The organism is Bradyrhizobium sp. UFLA06-06, assembly GCF_054820065.1.
On sequence record NZ_JADFUD010000006.1, the window covers coordinates 216,230 to 234,683 of the forward strand.

18 protein-coding genes and 1 pseudogene are annotated in these 18,454 nt (G+C 64.5%); 12 read left to right on the forward strand and 7 right to left on the reverse strand.

The window, feature by feature from the left end; all coding sequences use genetic code 11:
• Positions 1 to 46 precede the first annotated feature (46 nt).
• From IF803_RS07800 to IF803_RS07825, 6 genes are all read left to right on the forward strand, one after another.
• Positions 47 to 1,177 (forward strand): Mrp/NBP35 family ATP-binding protein, encoded by a 1,131-nt coding sequence (locus tag IF803_RS07800; RefSeq protein ID WP_411783276.1) that lies wholly within the window; start codon positions 47 to 49, stop codon positions 1,175 to 1,177.
• Positions 1,178 to 1,400: 223 nt separating this feature from the next.
• Complete coding sequence (locus IF803_RS07805; protein ID WP_028334236.1) at positions 1,401 to 1,637, forward strand: hypothetical protein; 237 nt, start codon at positions 1,401 to 1,403, stop codon at positions 1,635 to 1,637.
• A gap of 307 nt (positions 1,638 to 1,944) precedes the next feature.
• The gene (locus tag IF803_RS07810) at positions 1,945 to 3,033 is read left to right on the forward strand and encodes a TRAP transporter substrate-binding protein (RefSeq protein ID WP_028344542.1); all 1,089 of its coding nucleotides are present in this window, start codon (positions 1,945 to 1,947) and stop codon (positions 3,031 to 3,033) included.
• Between the two features lie 300 nt (positions 3,034 to 3,333).
• The gene (locus IF803_RS07815) at positions 3,334 to 4,422 is read left to right on the forward strand and encodes a TRAP transporter substrate-binding protein (protein WP_411783275.1); all 1,089 of its coding nucleotides are present in this window, start codon (positions 3,334 to 3,336) and stop codon (positions 4,420 to 4,422) included.
• A 385-nt stretch (positions 4,423 to 4,807) separates the two neighbouring features.
• Positions 4,808 to 5,482 carry a response regulator transcription factor gene (locus IF803_RS07820; protein ID WP_028344544.1) on the forward strand — a complete coding sequence of 225 codons (675 nt, stop codon included), beginning with the start codon at positions 4,808 to 4,810 and terminating at the stop codon, positions 5,480 to 5,482.
• 2 nt (positions 5,483 to 5,484) lie between these two features.
• A complete protein-coding gene (locus tag IF803_RS07825) occupies positions 5,485 to 6,813 on the forward strand; it encodes a sensor histidine kinase (RefSeq protein ID WP_461191789.1) in 1,329 nt (442 codons plus the stop codon).
• Between the two features lie 33 nt (positions 6,814 to 6,846).
• Here IF803_RS07825 and IF803_RS07830 read toward each other — a convergent pair whose 3' ends face one another.
• From IF803_RS07830 to IF803_RS07855, 6 genes are all read right to left on the reverse strand, one after another.
• Positions 6,847 to 8,127 (reverse strand): M20/M25/M40 family metallo-hydrolase, encoded by a 1,281-nt coding sequence (locus IF803_RS07830; RefSeq protein ID WP_461191790.1) that lies wholly within the window; start codon positions 8,125 to 8,127, stop codon positions 6,847 to 6,849.
• 218 nt (positions 8,128 to 8,345) lie between these two features.
• The gene (locus IF803_RS07835; RefSeq protein ID WP_411783272.1) at positions 8,346 to 9,947 is read right to left on the reverse strand and encodes a TRAP transporter large permease; all 1,602 of its coding nucleotides are present in this window, start codon (positions 9,945 to 9,947) and stop codon (positions 8,346 to 8,348) included.
• On the reverse strand, positions 9,944 to 10,483 hold the full coding sequence (locus IF803_RS07840) for a TRAP transporter small permease subunit (RefSeq protein ID WP_028334243.1): 540 nt from the start codon (positions 10,481 to 10,483) through the stop codon (positions 9,944 to 9,946). Before IF803_RS07840 ends, IF803_RS07835 begins: the two co-directional genes overlap by 4 nt.
• Before the next feature lie 342 nt (positions 10,484 to 10,825).
• Positions 10,826 to 11,860, reverse strand: a complete 1,035-nt coding sequence (moaA, locus tag IF803_RS07845; protein WP_016844402.1) for a GTP 3',8-cyclase MoaA — start codon at positions 11,858 to 11,860, stop codon at positions 10,826 to 10,828.
• A gap of 255 nt (positions 11,861 to 12,115) precedes the next feature.
• The gene (locus IF803_RS07850) at positions 12,116 to 12,601 is read right to left on the reverse strand and encodes a PEGA domain-containing protein (RefSeq protein WP_028344549.1); all 486 of its coding nucleotides are present in this window, start codon (positions 12,599 to 12,601) and stop codon (positions 12,116 to 12,118) included.
• 161 nt (positions 12,602 to 12,762) lie between these two features.
• Positions 12,763 to 13,443 (reverse strand): HAD hydrolase-like protein, encoded by a 681-nt coding sequence (locus IF803_RS07855; protein ID WP_461191791.1) that lies wholly within the window; start codon positions 13,441 to 13,443, stop codon positions 12,763 to 12,765.
• Positions 13,444 to 13,519: 76 nt separating this feature from the next.
• Here IF803_RS07855 and IF803_RS07860 point away from each other — a divergent pair, with 76 nt between their 5' ends.
• The 6 genes and pseudogenes from IF803_RS07860 to IF803_RS07885 all read left to right on the forward strand — a co-directional run.
• Entirely contained in the window at positions 13,520 to 14,353 is an 834-nt protein-coding gene (locus tag IF803_RS07860) for an SDR family NAD(P)-dependent oxidoreductase (protein WP_461191792.1), read from the forward strand.
• Between the two features lie 106 nt (positions 14,354 to 14,459).
• The gene (rpiA, locus tag IF803_RS07865; RefSeq protein ID WP_304499705.1) at positions 14,460 to 15,158 is read left to right on the forward strand and encodes a ribose-5-phosphate isomerase RpiA; all 699 of its coding nucleotides are present in this window, start codon (positions 14,460 to 14,462) and stop codon (positions 15,156 to 15,158) included.
• Between the two features lie 23 nt (positions 15,159 to 15,181).
• Positions 15,182 to 15,715, forward strand: a complete 534-nt coding sequence (locus IF803_RS07870; RefSeq protein WP_028344553.1) for a DUF2059 domain-containing protein — start codon at positions 15,182 to 15,184, stop codon at positions 15,713 to 15,715.
• A gap of 171 nt (positions 15,716 to 15,886) precedes the next feature.
• Entirely contained in the window at positions 15,887 to 17,272 is a 1,386-nt protein-coding gene (gor, locus tag IF803_RS07875; RefSeq protein WP_304499706.1) for a glutathione-disulfide reductase, read from the forward strand.
• 452 nt (positions 17,273 to 17,724) lie between these two features.
• Positions 17,725 to 17,934, forward strand: coding sequence for a DUF2934 domain-containing protein (locus IF803_RS07880; protein ID WP_035633945.1), 210 nt, complete (start codon positions 17,725 to 17,727; stop codon positions 17,932 to 17,934).
• 57 nt (positions 17,935 to 17,991) lie between these two features.
• Positions 17,992 to 18,201: pseudogene (locus IF803_RS07885) on the forward strand (cupin domain-containing protein); the annotation flags it as partial.
• 13 nt (positions 18,202 to 18,214) lie between these two features.
• Here the strand turns inward: IF803_RS07885 and IF803_RS07890 are convergent.
• The coding region (locus IF803_RS07890; protein ID WP_461191793.1) for a transposase at positions 18,215 to 18,454 on the reverse strand (240 nt) is incomplete at its 5' end.

An 18,454-nucleotide genomic window follows, 5' to 3' on the forward strand; every position in this document is an offset into this window, starting at 1 on the left:
TTTTCCGAACAAGATCATGCCGACTAAAATGCCCAGGAGATGCGCGGTGAGCGTGACGCAGCAACAGGTTCTCGATTGCCTTGCCAAGGTGATGTCGCCACGCGGCACGGCCTTGACCAACGCCAATGTGCTGTCGGCGATCACGGTCACCGACGGCAAGGTGTTCTTCTCGATCAATGTCGACGCCGCGGAGGCCCGCGCCTGGGAGAGCGTGCGTGCGCAGGCCGAGAATGCCGTGCGTGCCATTCCCGGCGTCAGCGTCGCGATGATCGCGCTGACCGCCGAGCGCAAGGCGGGCGGCGCGGCGCCGGCGCCGCGGCCGGCCGGCGGCGTCCCGCCGGCGTCCGCCCATCGTCATCCGCATCCGCCCGGCGGGCAATCGCCGATGGCCCGGCAGGCCGAGATCCCCGGCATCTCCGCAGTCATCGCCGTCGCCTCCGGCAAGGGCGGCGTCGGCAAGTCGACCACGGCGCTCAACCTCGCGCTCGGCCTGCGCGACCTCGGCCTGCGCGTCGGGCTGCTCGACGCCGACATCTACGGCCCGTCGGTGCCGCGGCTGACCGGCATCCGCGAGAAGCCGCAGCTCAATGACGACAAGAAGATGGTCCCGCTGCAGCGCTTCGGCCTGTCGATCATGTCGATCGGCTTCCTGGTCGAGGAGGACACCGCGATGATCTGGCGCGGGCCGATGGTGATGTCGGCGATCACCCAGATGCTGCGCGACGTCGCCTGGGGTACGCTCGACGTGCTCGTGGTCGACATGCCGCCCGGCACCGGCGATGCCCAGCTCACGCTGGCGCAGAACGTCCCGCTCAAGGGCGCCGTCATCGTCTCGACCCCGCAGGACCTCTCGCTGATCGACGCCCGGCGCGGGCTTGCGATGTTCAAGAAGGTCAACGTGCCGGTGCTCGGCATCGTCGAGAACATGAGCTATTTCCAGTGCCCGCATTGCGGCACCCGCTCGGATATCTTCGGCCATGGCGGCGCCCGCCACGAGGCCGAGAAGCTGGGGGTGCCGTTCCTCGGCGAAATCCCCCTGCACATCGCGATCCGCACGGCCTCCGATTCCGGCAACCCGGTGGTCGAGAGCGAACCGGACGGCCCGCACGCAGCGATCTACCGCGCGATCGGGGGCAAGGTCCGCGAGCAGCTGCAAGGCGTCATCGCGGCAGCCTGAGCCCGCGCTGCCGTCGCGCTGGGCCGATCGGCCGCAAAGCGTCGGGAGCCCGGCTGGCCTTCTTCACAGGCCTGTGGCCCTTGGTGCCTTTGGACGATTGCTGAATCGGTTCCGGCCTGTATGTTTATGCAGGAGTGGCCGAATCGTACCACCCTTCGATCAGCGGAAGGCGGCCACGGGTGAAGCCAAAACTGCGGGAAGGGGCCGTGAGGCGACCATCGACATGGCAGCATCACGCGAAGCAAACAAACAGCACCGCAAACATCTGACGCGGGAGAAGCGCGCAGAGGCCTCCCGGCTGGCATTCAACATGGCCAAGAAATCCGACTCGATCGGCGAGGCTGCCGAGGTGATCGCCAAGACGTATGGCGTCAGCAAGACAACCGCGCAAAGCTGGATCCGGCGCGGGCGGTATTTGGCTGATCAAGCCAAGAAGGCGCGGGAAACGACGCGGCGCTGATTGCTCCGGCAACCCGATGGTTGAGCGCGGACCGGACGGCCCGCACGCGGCGATTTACCGCGCGGTCGGCGGCAGCTCCGCGGCCACCTGCCAGGCGTCATCGTCGCCGCCTGAAGGCGCATTTTCCGGCTGATTTCCAGCCTCATCAGACTTTCGTTTAATTGGCGCGGTCATGCCATTGTCGCGTTTCCGTGACGCCGCCTTCCGTGTTAAAGGGCCGACCCAGAGCGCCTCGGCAGGCCTTCACGCGCCTGCCGGAGAACTGCTTGCGGTCACTGGGAAACGCCCCTGAAGGAGAAGCCTTACGATGAAGCGTCGTGATTTTTTGAAAGTTTCTGCGGCCGGTGCTGCCGCGACGGCGGTTGCCGCGCCGGCGATCGCGCAGTCCTCGCCTGAAATCAAGTGGCGCCTGACCTCGAGCTTCCCGAAGTCGCTGGACACCATCTATGGCGGTGCCGTCGAGCTGTCGAAGTACGTCGCCGAAATGACCGACAACAAGTTCCAGATCCAGGTGTTCGCGGCGGGTGAAATCGTCCCCGGCCTGCAGGCGCTGGACGCGACCTCCAACGGCACGGTCGAGATGTCGCACACCGTCGCCTACTACTATGTCGGCAAGGACCCGACCTTCGCGATTTACGCCTCGGTGCCGTTCGGTCTCAATGCCCGCATGCAGAACTCCTGGTGGTATCAGGGCGGTGGCCAGGAGCTCGGCAACGAGTTCTTCAAGAAGTTCGGCGTGATCGGTTTCCCGACCGGCAACACCGGCACCCAGATGGGCGGCTGGTTCCGCAAGGAGATCAAGACCGTCGCCGACATGTCGGGCCTGAAGATGCGCATCGGCGGCATTGCCGGCCAGGTGCTGCAGAAGGTCGGCGTGGTGCCGCAGCAGCTCGCCGGCGGCGACATCTATCCGGCGCTCGAAAAGGGCACCATCGACGCGGCCGAGTGGGTCGGTCCCTATGACGACGAGAAGCTCGGCTTCCAGAAGGTCGCCAAGTACTACTACTACCCGGGCTTCTGGGAAGGCGGTCCGACCGTGCACTCCTTCGTCAACCTGGAGAAGTGGAACGCGCTGCCGAAGAACTACCAGGCGATCCTGGCCAACGGCGCCGCCAACGCCAACAGCTGGATGGCCGCGCGCTACGACATGCAGAACCCCTCCGCGCTGAAGCGGCTGGTTGCCGGCGGCACGCAGCTGCGTCCGTTCACCAACGAGGTGCTCGAGGCCTGCCTCAAGGCGACCAACGAGCTGTGGGGTGAAATCTCGGCCAAGAATGCCGACTTCAAGAAGTCGATCGATGCCATGCAGGCCTACCGCTCCGACCAGTATCTGTGGTGGCAGGTCGCCGAATACACCTTCGACAGCTTCATGATCCGCTCGCGCACCCGCGGCTGATCGGCACGGCGTTTCGGATGAGCGTTCGCGTAGAGAGAACGCAGGCAAACAAGAACCAAGGGCTTCGGTCCTAAGATCGAAGCCCGCCACGAGCTTCGAGCAAAAATAAACCCGGCCTCCGCAACGAGGCCGGGTTTTTTGCGTCTGGCATTCGGGAGGGGGATGCTCCATGCTCGCATCCGAAGCCTCGGCACGAAGGCGGCGTGTGATCGGTCACCGGTCATGACGGCAAAGAAAAGCGGCGCGACGATCGAAAGCAGTCGACGCTCGGACAACACAATCGAACAGGGCAGGATTCAAATGAAGCGAAGAGATTTCATCAAGGTCACGGGTCTGGGCGTCGCCGGCGCAGCCACGGTCGCAGCTCCCGCGATCGCGCAGTCGATGCCGGAGCTCAAGTGGCGCTTGACGACGAGCTGGCCGAAGTCGCTCGACACGCTGCACGGCGGCGCCGAGCTGATGGCGAAGGCAGTGGGTGAAGCCACCGACAACAAATTCCAGATCCAGACCTTTGCTGCGGGCGAGATCGTGCCGGGCCTGCAGGTGCTCGACGCCGTGCAGAACGGCACCGTCGAGATGGGGCACACCGCGCCATATTATTATTTCGGCAAGGACCCGACCTTCACCTTCGGCTCCGCGGTGCCGTTCGGACCCAACATGCGCCTCAACCAGGCCTGGTTCATGCTGGGCGGCGGCAAGGACCTGCTCAACGAGTTCTACAAGAGCTACAACGTCACCTCGCTGCTCGCCGGCAACACCGGCTGCCAGATGGGTGGTTGGTTTCGCAAGGAGATCAACAGCGTCGACGATCTCAAGGGCCTCAAATTTCGCATCGGCGGCTTTGCCGGCAAGGTGATGCAGAAGCTCGGCGCGGTGCCGCAGCAGCTCGCCGGCGGCGACATCTATCCGGCGCTGGAGAAGGGCACCATCGATGCGGCCGAGTGGGTCGGTCCCTACGACGACGAGAAGCTCGGCTTCTACAAGGTCGCGCCGAACTATTACTTCCCCGGCTGGTGGGAAGGCGGCCCCATGCTGGTGGCGATGATCAACCTCGACAAGTGGAACGCGCTGCCGAAGCATTATCAGTTCGTGCTCGAGCAGGCCGGCCATCTCGCCAACAACTGGATGATGGCGCGCTACGACCAGGCCAATCCGATCGCACTGAAGAAGCTGCTCGCGGTCGGCACCAAGCTGCGTCCGTTCCCGGCTGCGGTGATGGAGGCCTCCTTCAAGGCCGCCAAGGAGCTGCATGCCGAGGTTTCCGCGACCAATGCCAACTTCAAGAAGGTCTACGACTCGCTGACCTCGTTCTCCAACAACGGCTATCAATGGTTCCAGGTCGCCGAGGTCGGCTACGACAATTTCATGGCGCGCCACTCGCAGGCGTGACCGCTGCGAGTTGGACAGGAAATCGGCCTCGGAGCAAAAGCTCCGGGGCTTTTCCATGCCGCGATCACGGCTGCGGCGCGACGCGGCTTGCGAAGACGCATGACCGCCGGCTGGCCGTGGCGGCAGTTGCCAGTTCTCGATCTCCGGGCGCGAACGCGCAATCCGTTATGTTATCATGGCTAGCTGACGTCAGCCTTACGCGGGCGCAATCAAAGGCGCTTGGCGTGGATTTTGATTGCAGCGGGGAGGCGGTATCTGTTTTCAGAGCAGTAACACTAGCTGGAGCAACATACGCTTGTGTCGCCATCGAGACGTCACCTTCGCATGCGTCTTGTTTTGACGACAGCAAGCAGAAGATCGATTAAATGAAGTCAGGATTGCCGCGATGCGCCTTCTGATCGTCGAGGACAATGTCGAGCTCTCGCGGCTGCTCGCCAGCGGGCTGATGGCGGCGGGATACGAGTCCGATGTCGTCAACAGCGTTGCCGAGGCGCGCGATGCGCTGCGCAGCGTCAGCTATGCCGCCATGATCCTCGATCTCGGACTGCCGGACGGCGATGGCTTGTCGGTGCTGTCGGAGCTGCGCCGCAAGACCGATCCGCTGCCGGTCCTGGTGCTGACCGCGCGGGGCGGCCTGCAGGATCGGGTCAGCGGCCTGCGCAGCGGCGCGGACGACTATCTGGCGAAGCCGTTCGCGCTGGAAGAGCTGGTGGCGCGGCTCGAAGCCATCCTGCGTCGGCCAGGCCAGCTGCTCGGCTCCTCGCTGAAGCTCGCCAATCTGGTCTACGACACCGAGAGCAAGCAGGTGTTCGTCGACGGCGCTCCGCACGTGTTCTCCGCGCGCGAAACATCCGTGCTGGAGATCCTGCTGCGGCGGCAGGGGCGGGTGGTGCCGAAGAAGAATGTCGAGGACCACATCTTCGGCCTGTCCGGCGAGGTCGCCTCGAACGCGGTCGAGGTTTATGTGTCGCGGCTGCGCAAGCTGCTCACCGAGCACCGCGCCAGGGTCATCATCCACACCATTCGGGGCGTCGGTTATCTGATGGCGGAGGAGAAGTAGGCGTGTTCCGCTTCAAGTCGCTGACGTCGCGGATCGTGTTCCTGCACATCGTGGCGGTCGCGGTCGCGGCGATCTTCCTGCCGCTGCTGCTGCTGTGGCTGTTGAATTCGGAGATCAATCAGCTGCATCGCGAAGCGATGCGCGACCAGGCCGCCGATCTCGGCCAGAACCTCTCGGTCGATGGCACGGGCAAGGTGCAGCTCAACCTGCCGGACAGCCTGAGGGGGCTCTATTCCGACGCCTACGGCCGCTACCGCTACGACATCTACGATGCCGACGATCATCTGCTGTTTTCGTCGCATCGCGAGCCGCCGCGACTGCCGGCCTTGGCCAACCGGATTTCCGGGGCCAGCGTCACCAGGCTGCTCGGCGGCCAGACGTTGCGCATCCTGGTCGCCGAGGACCTGTCGCATCGTGACGTCATCATCGACGACATCGTCTCCAATTTCTTCCGGCGGGTTGGCTGGATCACCATCCCGATCCTTCTGATCCTGCTTGCCACCGACATCCTGATCTTCCGCCGCGCGGTGATTCCGCTGTTGCGGGCCTCGGAGGAGGCGAGAAGCATCGGGCCGGCAAGGACCGATATCCGTCTTCCGACGGAGGGGATTCCGAGCGAGATCCTGCCGCTGGTGACGGCCGTCAACCAGGCGTTCGATCGCCTTGAGGAAGGCTTTCACGTGCAGCGCCAGTTCACGGCCGATGCCGCGCATCAGCTGCGCACGCCGCTTGCGATCCTCAGGACCCGGATCGAGACGCTCGATGCGGCCAAGGGGACCAGGGAGCTGCATGCCGACATCGAGAGCATGAGCCGCATCGTCAGCCAGCTGCTCGAGATCGCCGAACTCGACACGCTGGTGCTGGATCCCGGCGAGACCGCGGATTTGCGCGCGGTGTGCGCCGAGGTGGTCGGCTCGATCGCGCCATATGCACTGGCGCAGCGGAAGGACATCGCGCTGCGCGGCACCGACAGTCCGGTGCAGGTCAGGGGCAATGCGGAGATGCTGCAGCGCGCGATCTTCAACCTGGCGGAGAACGCCATCAAGTATACCGCCGATGCGACCTCGGTCGATGTCGAGGTGCACGACAACGGTTCCGTGCAGGTGCGCGACTGCGGGCCGGGGATTGCGCCCGCCGAGCAGGGCCTGATCTTCCAGCGCTTCTGGCGTCGCGATCGCCAGCGCACCGACGGCGCGGGGCTCGGCCTCTCGATCGTGCGCGGCGTCGTCGAGGATCACGATGCGACGGTGCGGGTGGAGAACCTGCCGTCCGGCGGCGCCCAGTTCACGCTGAGCTTCCGCCTCGCGAAGCAAGAGCCGGCGGCGTCCTGAGCCGGCCCGCGAACGTGCCGCGGCCTTGCCGGTCTATTTCACCTTGCCGTCGGACAGATCCATGATCATGCGCGTGGTCAAATACAGGCGCGGCACGATACTGTTGATCTGCACGTATTCGGCATCGTTGGAGTGCGCGCCGAAGCCCGACAGGCCCATGCCTTCGACCACGGCCCCCTTGGTCTTGAGCGCGGCAAACGCCGCATCGGTGCCGCCGCCGGTGGCCCGCTCGGCGACGTTCAGAGACAGGCCCAGCTCCTGATAGATCGTCTTGCCGTGGCCGGCCACACGGCGCGAGGCGTCGCTCGCTTCGAGCGGCGGGCGGCGCACCTCGAATTTCACCTCCACCCTGGAGTCCGGCAGCAGGCGATTCTTGATCTTGTCCTGCAGGGCTTTCTCGAGCTCGTCGAAATCCGCCACCTTGAGCGCACGCGCGTCGGCCTGGGCGGTGGCTTCGGCGGGGATCACGTTGCGGTTGGTGCCGGACTTGGACACCGTCCAGTTCAGCTTCAGGCCCTGCTCCGGCTTGGACAGGTCCTTCATCTGCAGCACCTGGTGTGACAGCTCATAGAGCGCATTCACGCCACCTTCGGGCCTGGCGCCCGCATGCGAGGACTTGCCGTGCACCGTGAGGTAGGCCGAGCCGATGCCGCTGGTGGCGAGGCGCAGCGTACCGTCGGTGCCGCTGCCCTCGAACGAGAACACGGCATCCTGCTCCGCGGCGAGGCGGGTGATGGTGCTGCGCCAGCCGGGCGAAGAGATCTCCTCGTCGCCGTTGATCAGCACCGTGAGCGTACCGTATTCCCTGAAGTTCAGCTTCTGCAGCAGCGCGACGGCGTGGATAATGGTGGCGACGCCCTGCTTGTCGTCGGCAATGCCGAGCCCATAGGCCTTGTCGCCATCGATGCGGAAGGGTTGGTCCTTCAGCATGCCCTTGAGATACACCGTATCCATGTGCGCAATCAGCATGATCTTCGCGCCGCCGGAGCCCCTGAAGACGGCCTGCACGGCGGGGCCGATCTTCTCGGGCGTGTCGTCGAGGCGGTAGATATCCGTGGTCTGCAGGATATCGACCGCGCCGCCGAGCTGCTTGAGCTGGCCGGCGACGCGCTCGGCAAGCTGGTTCAGGCCGTCGATGTCCTTGCTGCCGGATTCGATCTGCACGAGGTCGCGCAGAGTGTCGAGCAGCGGCTGCTGCTCCTGTTGCGCCAGCGCGCGAACGTCAGCTGCATGCGCCGCGGGCGCGGCAAGCGCCAAACCAAACGATAGCATCAGCGGGCGAATGAGCGAGCGGGCGGGATGCAATTGGGGCATGGCGGCGATCTGTGAGTTGGAGGACGATCCGTATCCCCGTCTTCACAGGCCCCGCCGACGCCGTCAACAGCGGCGTGCCTCGCGCCCGCAAGCGCGTTTTCGAGCGAAATGGACGCCGGTTTACGTAAAGAAAACGCGACAAAACGAGAATCCAGAGCTTCGGTTCTGATTCAATCAGAACCGAAATGCTCTGGGCAAGCCGAATGCGCTGATGCCGGCTACTGCTTCGGCTGGCCGAAGTCGAGCGGCGGCAGCTCGATCTGCGGAACCTCGATCTTGACCTTGTTGAGGTCGACATCGAGCGGCTTGTCGAGCAGTCCGGTGACGACGACCGGGAACGCAATCACCAGCGCCACCATGATCGCCTGCAGGCCGATCCAGGGCATTGCGCCCCAGTAGATGTCCGAGCTCTTCACTTCCTTCGGCGCCACGCCACGCAGATAGAACAGCGCGAAGCCGAACGGCGGATGCAGGAACGAGGTCTGCATGTTGACGCAAAGCATCACGCCGAACCAGATCAGCGCGGCGTCGGGGCCGACCACCGGCGCCAGCACCTTCTGCGCGATCGGCGCGATCATCGGCAGGATGATGAACGCGATCTCGAAGAAGTCGAGGAAGAACGCCAGGAAGAAGATGAACAGGTTGATGAAGATCAGGAAGCCCCAGACGCCGCCGGGCAGCGAGGTCAGATGGTGCTCCAGCCAGGTGCCGCCGGACACGCCGAGGAACACCACCGAGAAGCAGGTCGAGCCGATCAGGATGAAGGTGACCATGCAGGTGATCCGCATGGTGGTCTCGTAGCCCTGCTTGATCAGGTCGCGCAGGTCCGGGATCTTGACGGCCTCGAGGCAGATCCAGACCACCGCGGCATAGGTGATCGCGAAGGCGAGCTTGAAGAGCAGGTTCTCGCTGTAAAGCATCGCGATGATGGTGCCGATGCCGCCGGCGATCACGCCTGCTATCAGCACCTTGTTGCCGGTGGCGCTGAAATCCTTGTGATGGATGGCGGCGAGCACGATGGCGCCGACTGCGCCCATGGCGCCGGCTTCCGTCGGGGTCGCAAGGCCCATCATCATGGTGCCGAGCACGACGAAGATCAGCACCGCCGAGGGGATGATGCCGAGCAGGCACTTCTTCCACAGCGCCCAGCCGGTCAGCGTGCGCGCCTCGACCGGCACCGCCGGCACATGGCTCGGCTTGAAGATGCCGAGCAGGAAGGTGTAGCCGGCGAACAGCAGGATCTGGAACACCGACGGGCCCCAGGCGCCGAGATACATGTCGCCGACCGACTTGCCGAGCTGGTCGGCAAGCACGATCAGGACGAGAGAGGGAGGGACAAGTTGCGTGATGGTGCCGGAGGCGGCGAGCACGCCCGTGATGTAGCGGATGTTGTAGCCGTAGCGGATCATCACCGGCATCGAGATCAGCGCCATCGCAATCACCTGCGCCGCCACCGTGCCGGTGATGGCGCCGAGGATGAAGCCGACGATGATCACGGAATAGCCGAGGCCGCCGCGGATCGGGCCGAACAACTGGCCCATCGAATCCAGCATGTCCTCGGCGAGCCCGCATCTCTCCAATATCGCGCCCATGAAGGTGAAGAACGGGATTGCCAGCAGCAGCTCGTTGGACAGCACGCTGCCGAAGATGCGGCCCGGGATCGCCTGCAGGAAGTTGAGGTCAAAGAAGCCGAGATAGATCGAGAGGAACCCGAACGACAGGCCGACCGCGGCGAGCGTGAACGCCACCGGATAACCGATCAGCATCGCTATGATCAGGCCGCCGAACATCAGTGGCGGCATCATCTCCAGCGTGATCATTGAGTCGGCCTCTCATACTTCGCGTCGATGGTCACGTAGCCCTGCAGCGCGGCGATCCGCTTGATCACCTCAGAGACGCCTTGCAGCGCAAGCATCACGAAGCCGGACGGGATAACGAACTTGATTGGCCAGCGTAAGAGGCCGCCGGCGTTGCCGCTCATCTCGCCGACCGCATAGGCCTGGTAGAAGAACGGCCAGGACAGATAGGCGAGCAGCAGGCAGGCCGGGATCAGGAAGAACAGCGTTCCGATCAGGTCGAGCCAGAGCTGGCCGCGTTCGGACAGCATCAGATACATGATCTCGACGCGGACATGCTCGTTGCGCTTGAAGGTGTAGGAGGCGCCGAACATCACGAGGATCGCGAACATGTACCACTGCGCCTCGAGCCAGCCGTTCGAGGAGTAGCTGAACGCGTAGCGGATCATGGCGTTGCCGGCACTGACCAGGCACGAGATCAGCACCAGCAGGTTGCAGATGTAGCCGATCTTCTCGTTGAGTTGGTCGATGGCCTGACTTAATGCCAACAATGGGCGCATCACGATCTCCACGGCCGCGCCATCCGCGCGCCGAATATCTCTTCAAGCATCATCTGGCCGCCGCGCGCATGCGCACGGAGCCACGGCTCACTTTCAGGAGCAGTTGCAAACGTTCGTCCTCCCCCGAAATCCGCTTCAGCCGTTCTTGGCTGCCGGGGGGCGTCGGCAGGAGCCGACGGAGGGCAGCGGCCTATGCTGGCCAGACTAGCGTGAAAGCTGATTCACCAAATCAGCGCCGTGGAACGCCGTCAATCGGAAAATGGACAAATTGACGCCGCGGCAAACTGTTGTCCCGCCTTGGTAATCGGGGGACAGGCCGCGCGTCGGGAGGGAGCTTGAAGACTAGCCGCCGGTCACGCTCATGTGGCGGCTGACGCTCGGACGGTTGTGGCGGCGGTCGATGATGAAATCGTGCCCCTTCGGCTTCAGTCCGATGGCCCGGTCGATGGCTGCCGCCAGCAAGTCGTTGTCGGCGGAGGCGCGCAGCGGCCGGCGCAGGTCGGAGGCGTCCTCGTGGCCGAGGCAGGTGTGCAGCGTGCCGGTGCAGGTGATCCGCACCCGGTTGCAGGATTCGCAGAAATTATGGGTCATCGGCGTGATGAAGCCGAGCTTGCCGCCGGTCTCGGCGACCCGGACGTAGCGGGCGGGGCCGCCGGTGTCGTCGGACAGATCGGTCAGCGTGTAGTGCTTCTCGAGCCGCGCACGCATCAAGGACAGCGGCACGTACTGATCGATCCGGCCTTCGCCGATGTCGCCCATCGGCATCACCTCGATCAAGGTCAGGCCCATGCCCTTGCCGTGCGCCCATTCCATCAGCGCGGGAATCTCGTCCTCGTTCATGTTCTTGAGCGCGACCGCGTTGATCTTGACGGCGAGTCCCGCCGACCGCGCCGCCTCGATGCCCGACAGCACCTTGTCGATGTCGCCCCAGCGGGTGATGGCCCGGAATTTTACGGGGTCGAGCGTGTCGAGCGAGACGTTGACGCGGCGCACGCCGCAATCGGCCAACTCCTGGGCGAAGCGCGCCAGCTGCGAACCGTTGGTGGTCAGCGTCAATTCGTCGAGTGCGCCTGTGGTCAGATGGCGCGATAGCGAACGCACCAGGCCCATCACGTTGCGGCGGACCAGCGGCTCGCCGCCGGTGAGGCGGATCTTGCGCACGCCCTTGGCGACGAATGCCGAGCAGAGCCGGTCGAGCTCTTCCAGCGTCAGCAGATCGGCCTTCGGCAGGAAGGTCATGTCCTCCGACATGCAGTAGAAGCAGCGCAGGTCGCAGCGGTCGGTGACGGAGACGCGCAAATAACGGATGGTCCGGCCGAACGGGTCGGTCATCGGACGAAACAGCGTGTCGGAATGCGCTTGCGTGGATCCGTTCATTCAGTTCGGGCCTTGCAATCTGTTTCCTGCCTGCCGCGCCGTGATCGGCTCCGGCATCCGCAATCTATGCATCTTGGCGCGTTGTCACAATGCGTCCCAAGGGATGATCGTATGGATGATCCGCAACATGCAAAGCGATAGGCGAGGCATATCGCGCGATGCATGATCGCAATCGCGGATGTGTCTCGACCAAATACAAAAACCCGGCTTTGGGCCGGGCTCTTGTGCAGTGCAAATCCGGTGCAGCCGCCCGCGCTAGCGCGACGGAGCGGCGGCCGGCGCCGGCGCAGCCGCGCTCGGGGCGGGGAACGCGGAGTCCGGAGCGGCGGCGGGCGCCGCAGCGGCAGCCGGCTTCGGCCTCTTCTTCCGCACCGGCTTCTTCGCCGCGCGCGGCGGCGGGCCGGCCGGCTGCAACTCGGCGAACACCGGACTCGGATCGAGCGTGGTGGTGGCCGGCGTGGTGAAGTCGCCGGGAACGCGGGTCACGGTGACCGGCACGGTCGCCGGCTGGAACTTCGGCATGTTGAAGGTGACGGAGAAGTTGGTCTCCGGCGCCGGGATCGACACGGTGCAGGGCGTCTTGCAGCCCGGCCCGAGCGACGTCACGGCGTCGGCGCCCGGCGGGTTCGAATCCAGCTGCACCGGCATCGGCGGCGGCGCCGACTTGAACGAATCCAATGAGAAGGAGGAGCAGCCGGCCAGGCTCAGCCCGGCGGCCGCAATCACGATGATACGACGCATGATCCACACTCTACTGCGGCAATCAGCCACAATCCCCGGAGCGGACCATAGGTGCGTCGAAACAGAGGCGCAACAGCGGGGGGCCTGTTCGTTAAAGGATGGTTAATGGCAGAATCGCATGGCTAAATATTGCCAAGCGATATCAGTATGTTGCGGAAAGTCTATGCCGCGCTCAGGCTGGCGACGGCGTCCGGCAGATCGCGCATATGGCTGATCAGCCGGTCCGGCTTCAGCTCGGTCATCGGAACGTCGGTATAGCCAAAATCGACGCCGATCACTGGAACCTGGGCGCGCCTTGCGACCCCGACATCGGGGCCGGCATCGCCGACCATGATGGCGCCCGGCAGCCGGCCGCCGGCGCGGGCCACTGTCTCGCGCAGGAACGTCGGATCGGGTTTTGCGATGCCGAAGGTATCGGCGCCGCAGATCGCGGCGAAGCGCTTGGTCAGGCCGAGCCGGTCGAGCAGCAGCTTCGACAGCCATTCCAGCTTGTTGGTGCACACCGCAAAGCGATGGCCCTTTGCCTCGAGCCGGTCGAGCGCGCCCTCGAGTCCGTCGAACGGCCGCGAGCCGTCGGCGATATGCTCGGCATAATAATCGACGAAATCGGCGGTCAAGCGATCGAGATCACCGACGCTGACCGCGCGTCCTTCCACCTCGAGCCCGCGTTCGAGCAGCTTGCGCGCGCCGGCGCCGATCATGTTGCGCGCGGCCGCCAGCGGCACCGGCCGCAAGCCCTCGCGGTCGAGCACATGGTTCAGCGCGGCGATCAGATCGGGCGCGGTGTCGACCAGCGTGCCGTCGAGATCGAATACGACGATGGGGGGAGAGGACGCGGACATGATGCTTTTGGCTATCGGGCCGGGCGCTGCGATGCAAGAGTAGATGTGGGCACGTCACGAAATAGGGGAGGCTGAGATGCGGGAACTTGCCGGAAAAGCCGCTTTTGTCACCGGCGCGGCCAGCGGAATCGGACTTGCGATGGCAACCGCCTTCGCTCGCGAGGGCATGAAGGTGATGCTCGCCGATATCGAAACCGGTCCGCTGGACAAGGCCGTCGATGCGCTGCGCGCCGGCGGCGCGGATGTCCATGGCGTGGTCTGCGACGTTGCCGATCCCTTGAGCGTCGATCGCGCGGCAGAAGCATCGTTCCGCGCCTTCGGCAAGGTTCATGTCCTCTGCAACAATGCCGGCGTCGCGGCCGGCGGCGGCATTGACCCGATCTCGGTCGACGACTGGCGCTGGGTGATCGACGTCAATTTGATGGGCGTCGTGCACGGCATCAGGAGCTTCCTGCCGCACATCCGCCGGCATGGCGAGGGCGGCCATATCGTCAACACGGCATCGATGGCCGGGATGAATGCCGGGCTTGGCCTGAGCCCGTATTCGGCGACCAAGTTCGCCGTCGTCAGCCTGTCCGAAGGGCTCGCCATGCAACTCAGGCCGCTCGGGATCGGCGTCAGCGTGCTCTGTCCGAGCTTTGTGCGGACCCGGATCGGCGAGAGCGGGCGCAACCGCCCGGAGCAGTACGGCCCGACCCGTCAGCTCGATCCCGCAAGCCCGATGGCCGCGGTCGTCGCCGAGATCGCGCGTCGCCTGGAGGCCGGTCTCGATCCGGCGTCGGTTGCGGGGCAGGTGCTGGCCGCGATCCGCGACGACCAGTTCTACATTTTCACCCACCCCGGGATGCGGGTCGAGGTCGAACAGCGCTTTTCGGCGATTTTGGCCGCGATGGACGCCGTTTCGGCCTAAAGACTGGTCCGCTTGCCGCTATTCCTGCCTGCAAAACGACGCTAGATATGCGCCCGCCGGGCCGCCCGATGGCGGCCCGTAACCGACAACCGAGGGCTATCGGCACGTGGACATGGACGCACTGAAACGCCAGGCGGCGGCGCGCGCGCTCGAAGAGGTGCGCGACGGCATGAAGCTCGGGCTCGGCACCGGATCGACCGCCAAGCATTTCGTCGAACTGCTCGGCGAGAAGGTCCGTGCGGGCATGAAGGTGATCGGCGTGCCGACCTCGGAAGCCACCCGCGCGGATGCGATCCGCTGCGGCGTTCCGCTGACCACGCTGGACGAGATCGACCACCTCGACCTCACCATCGACGGCGCCGACGAGATCGACCCGGCGCTCAACCTGATCAAGGGCGGCGGCGGTGCGCTGCTGCGCGAGAAGATCGTCGCTGCCGCCAGTGATCGCATGATCGTGATCGCCGACGACAGCAAATGGGTCGACGTGCTCGGCCGCTTTCCGCTGCCGGTCGAGGTGATCCCGTTCGGGCTCGCCGCGACCCAGGCCGCGATGGCGCGGGCATTCGCCGAGGCCGGCGTGTCAGGCGAAATGCTGATCCGGAAGGGCAAGGACGGTCACGTTTTTGTCACCGATGGCGGCCACTGGATCCTCGATGCCCATCTCGGCCGGATCGGCGATCCGCCGCGTCTTGCCGGTTTGCTCAGCGTGATTCCGGGCGTGGTCGAACACGGCCTGTTCATCGGGCTTGGCAGCGTCGCCGTGCTGGCCGGCGCGCAGGGAATTCGGGTTGTTGAACGGCCATGAGGCCGCAAGCAAGGAGACTTGGAATGAAGCGTTTTTCGGGACTTTTGTCGGCTGCGGCCCTGGCGGCTGGACTGGCGCTCGCACCGGCGATGGCGCAGCAGCCGCAGCTGCCCCCCATGCCCAAGGACGTCAAGCAGTCGACCCCCGCGGCGATCGGATACGCCAAGGAAATCCTGACGATGAAGAACGTCTCGGTGATGTATGCCGGCGCCGTTCCGGGCATTATCGAGAAGACCAAGACCGGCCTGCTGCAGCAGTACCTGAACTACCAGAAGGATCTCAACGAGGTTGCGCTGGTCATTGCCAAGAATCTGGCTGGCAGCGAGAAGGAAATCGGCGAGGGCATGGCGCAGCTTTATGCCGCCGAGTTCACCGAGCAGGAGCTCAAGGATCTCGTGATCTTCTACAAGACGCCGCTCGGTCAGAAGCTTTTGACCTCCGAGCCCAAGGCAATCAACGATTCGCTGAGATATATGCAGGAGTGGGCGCAGCAGTTTGGCGTGATCGTCAACGCCCAGTTCAAGGCCGAGATGAAGAAGCGCGGCAAGGATATCTGAGCGCGCGGCGCTATTGGACCCTCATGGTGAGGAGCGCGAAGCGCGTCTCGAACCATGAGGCCCCTCTGTGGCCTCCATCCTTCGAGACGCCCGCTTCGCGGGCTCCTCAGGATGAGGGGTACCAGTTGCAAGAGCCGATTTTCGGCGTGGTTGCCAAGGTTGGGTGCAAAAATGGCCGAGTTTGACGTCGACCTGTTTGTCATCGGTGGTGGTTCGGGCGGTGTTCGTGCCGCCCGCATCGCCGCCGGCTACGGCGCGAAGGTCATGGTCGCCGAAGAGTACCGGATGGGCGGCACCTGCGTGATCCGCGGCTGCGTGCCGAAGAAGCTGTTCGTGATCGGCAGCCACGTCCACGACGAGATCGAGGACGCGGCCGGCTTCGGCTGGAGCATCGGGCAGGTCTCGTTCGACTGGGCCACTCTCGTCGCCAACAAGGACAAGGAGATCGCCCGGCTCGAGGGCGCCTACACGACCAATGTCGAGAAGTCGGGCGCACGGATCGTGAAGACCCGCGCGGTGCTGGAGGATGCCCACACCATCAGACTCGCCACCGGCGAGAAGGTGACGGCAAAGTACATCCTGATCGCCACCGGCGGCGCGCCCAATCACGGGCCGATCGTGCCCGGCATCGAGCACGTGATCTCCTCCAACGAGGCGTTTCACCTCAAGGAGCTGCCGAAGCGGATCGTGATCCAGGGCGGCGGCTACATCGCGCTGGAATTCGCCGGCATCTTCGCCGGCTACGGCTCCGACGTCACCGTGGTCTACCGCGGCGATAACATCCTGCGCGGCTTCGACGAGGACGTGCGCAAGCATGTCCGCGCCGAGATGGAGAAGCGCGGCATCACCATCATCACCGGCTGCACGGTGGCGAAGATCGACAAGCACGGCCGTGACTTCACCACGCATCTGTCGAGCGGCTCGAGCATCGCCTCCGACCAGGTGATGTTCGCGATCGGCCGGCATCCCAATGTCGCCAATCTCGGGCTCGAGACCGCCGGCGTCGCCATCAATCCCGCCAATGGCGGCATCCAGGTCGACGGCTGGTCGAAGACCTCGGTCGATAACATCTACGCGGTCGGCGACGTCACCCACCGCACCAATCTGACTCCGGTTGCGATCCGCGAGGGCCATGCCTTCGCCGACACGGTGTTCGGCAAGCGCCCGGTCGAGGTCGACCACGCCACGATCCCGACCGCGGTGTTCTCGCAGCCGGAGGTCGGCACCGTTGGTCTGACGGAGGAAGAGGCGCGGGCGCAGTTCAGCCACGTCGACATCTACAAGACCGATTTCCGCCCGATCAAGGCGACGATGTCTGGCCGCGACACCCGCGTGCTGATGAAGCTCGTGGTCGACGGCGCGAGCGACCGCGTGCTCGGCTGCCACATCGTCGGCGATGGCGCCGCCGAAATCACCCAGGCCGTCGCGATCGCCGTCAAGATGAAGGCCACCAAGGCCGATTTCGACGCCACCATCGCGCTGCATCCGACCGCCTCCGAAGAGCTGGTGACGATGCGCACCCCGACCGCGCGCCATGTGCGCCAGGCGGCGGAGTAGGGAGCTACCCGCAGGCCGGCCTCGACCCTGGTGCCGTCCCGGCCAAGGCACGCGCAGATGGGAATTGGGAGCGATCGATCGGGAACAGGGAACGAGCCCTGGCTGACAGCCCAACGCCGCCCGCTTAAAATGCATGCGAGCGGCGCTGTCTCTAGCCCCAGGACGGTAACGGCAAAATCCTGATGAAGATAAGTCTGTACGAGCCCGCAAAGGTTTCATACCTCAGAAGGGGTAGCTTGCTTCCGTAAGACGACGCGCACCGCGGGAGCGCAACCCTCTGGCGCCCAATTTGTGCATCAAGGCCGATATCCCCATCACACGCGGTGAAGGGCCGTGCGGTGCACAGCATGGGCACCCGTGGCAGCGCGTCATGTCGCGCACCCTGGAACCTTGCGCTATGCTGGCAGTTCCACTCTCAAACAGTTTGAATTCACAAATTGAGGGAGCCGCGCATGCCAGGACCATCCGAGCAGGAGATTCGGACCCGAGCTTACGAATTGTGGAAGGACGCCGGCGAGCCACACGGCAACATGGATCAGTTGTGGTATCAGGCCGAAAAGGAACTGCTGGCGCGCAAGGCCGCCAACGGCGAAACGCCCTGCGACAAGAACGGCCATCGAGAGCCGACGACTTATCCGGAGAGATTAAGGGGCGTCCATTGAGCGCGTCGGAAGGCTGAGCTAACGAGTCCGGCAGGCTGGCCCGGACCCGGAGGCATCATGAACGGCGCGATCGACCTTTCGCAGAAACTGTCGACATTCTCCGATCACTGGTCGCCGCGCACCGTCGCGCAATTCAACGCCTGCGACGTCATGGTGGTGAAGGTGCAGGGCGAGTTCGTCTGGCACAAGCACGACGACACCGACGACTTCTTCCTCGTCCTGAAAGGCATCCTCGACATCGAGCTGCGCGATCGCACCGTGACGCTAAAGCGTGATGGCATTAAGTTCGATAGCCTGAATTTTTGAGGTAGTTGGCACATTCCTCGGAGGTGAAGGCGTCGAGCGCGTGGCCGATAGCGGCGCAGACTGCGTCGACGGTTCGCGCGGCGGCGTTGCGAAGCAGGTGTTTGAGCTTGGCAAAGACCTGTTCAATCGGGTTCAGATCGGGCGAGTATTTTGGCAGGAAGAAGAGCTTGGCGCCGACCGAGCGGATGAGCTGGCGAACTACCTTGCTCCTGTG

Coding starts and splice junctions, on each gene's coding strand:
- IF803_RS07840 (WP_028334243.1), bottom strand. CDS start 10,483: ATGCGCCCATTGTTGGCATTAAGTCAGGCCATCGACCAACTCAACGAG.
- IF803_RS07830 (WP_461191790.1), bottom strand. CDS start 8,127: ATGCCCCAATTGCATCCCGCCCGCTCGCTCATTCGCCCGCTGATGCTA.
- IF803_RS07880 (WP_035633945.1), top strand. CDS start 17,725: ATGCCAGGACCATCCGAGCAGGAGATTCGGACCCGAGCTTACGAATTG.
- IF803_RS07860 (WP_461191792.1), top strand. CDS start 13,520: ATGCGGGAACTTGCCGGAAAAGCCGCTTTTGTCACCGGCGCGGCCAGC.
- moaA (WP_016844402.1), bottom strand. CDS start 11,860: ATGAACGGATCCACGCAAGCGCATTCCGACACGCTGTTTCGTCCGATG.
- gor (WP_304499706.1), top strand. CDS start 15,887: ATGGCCGAGTTTGACGTCGACCTGTTTGTCATCGGTGGTGGTTCGGGC.
- IF803_RS07820 (WP_028344544.1), top strand. CDS start 4,808: ATGCGCCTTCTGATCGTCGAGGACAATGTCGAGCTCTCGCGGCTGCTC.
- IF803_RS07870 (WP_028344553.1), top strand. CDS start 15,182: ATGAAGCGTTTTTCGGGACTTTTGTCGGCTGCGGCCCTGGCGGCTGGA.
- IF803_RS07850 (WP_028344549.1), bottom strand. CDS start 12,601: ATGCGTCGTATCATCGTGATTGCGGCCGCCGGGCTGAGCCTGGCCGGC.
- IF803_RS07835 (WP_411783272.1), bottom strand. CDS start 9,947: ATGATCACGCTGGAGATGATGCCGCCACTGATGTTCGGCGGCCTGATC.
- IF803_RS07805 (WP_028334236.1), top strand. CDS start 1,401: ATGGCAGCATCACGCGAAGCAAACAAACAGCACCGCAAACATCTGACG.
- IF803_RS07815 (WP_411783275.1), top strand. CDS start 3,334: ATGAAGCGAAGAGATTTCATCAAGGTCACGGGTCTGGGCGTCGCCGGC.
- IF803_RS07855 (WP_461191791.1), bottom strand. CDS start 13,443: ATGTCCGCGTCCTCTCCCCCCATCGTCGTATTCGATCTCGACGGCACG.
- IF803_RS07810 (WP_028344542.1), top strand. CDS start 1,945: ATGAAGCGTCGTGATTTTTTGAAAGTTTCTGCGGCCGGTGCTGCCGCG.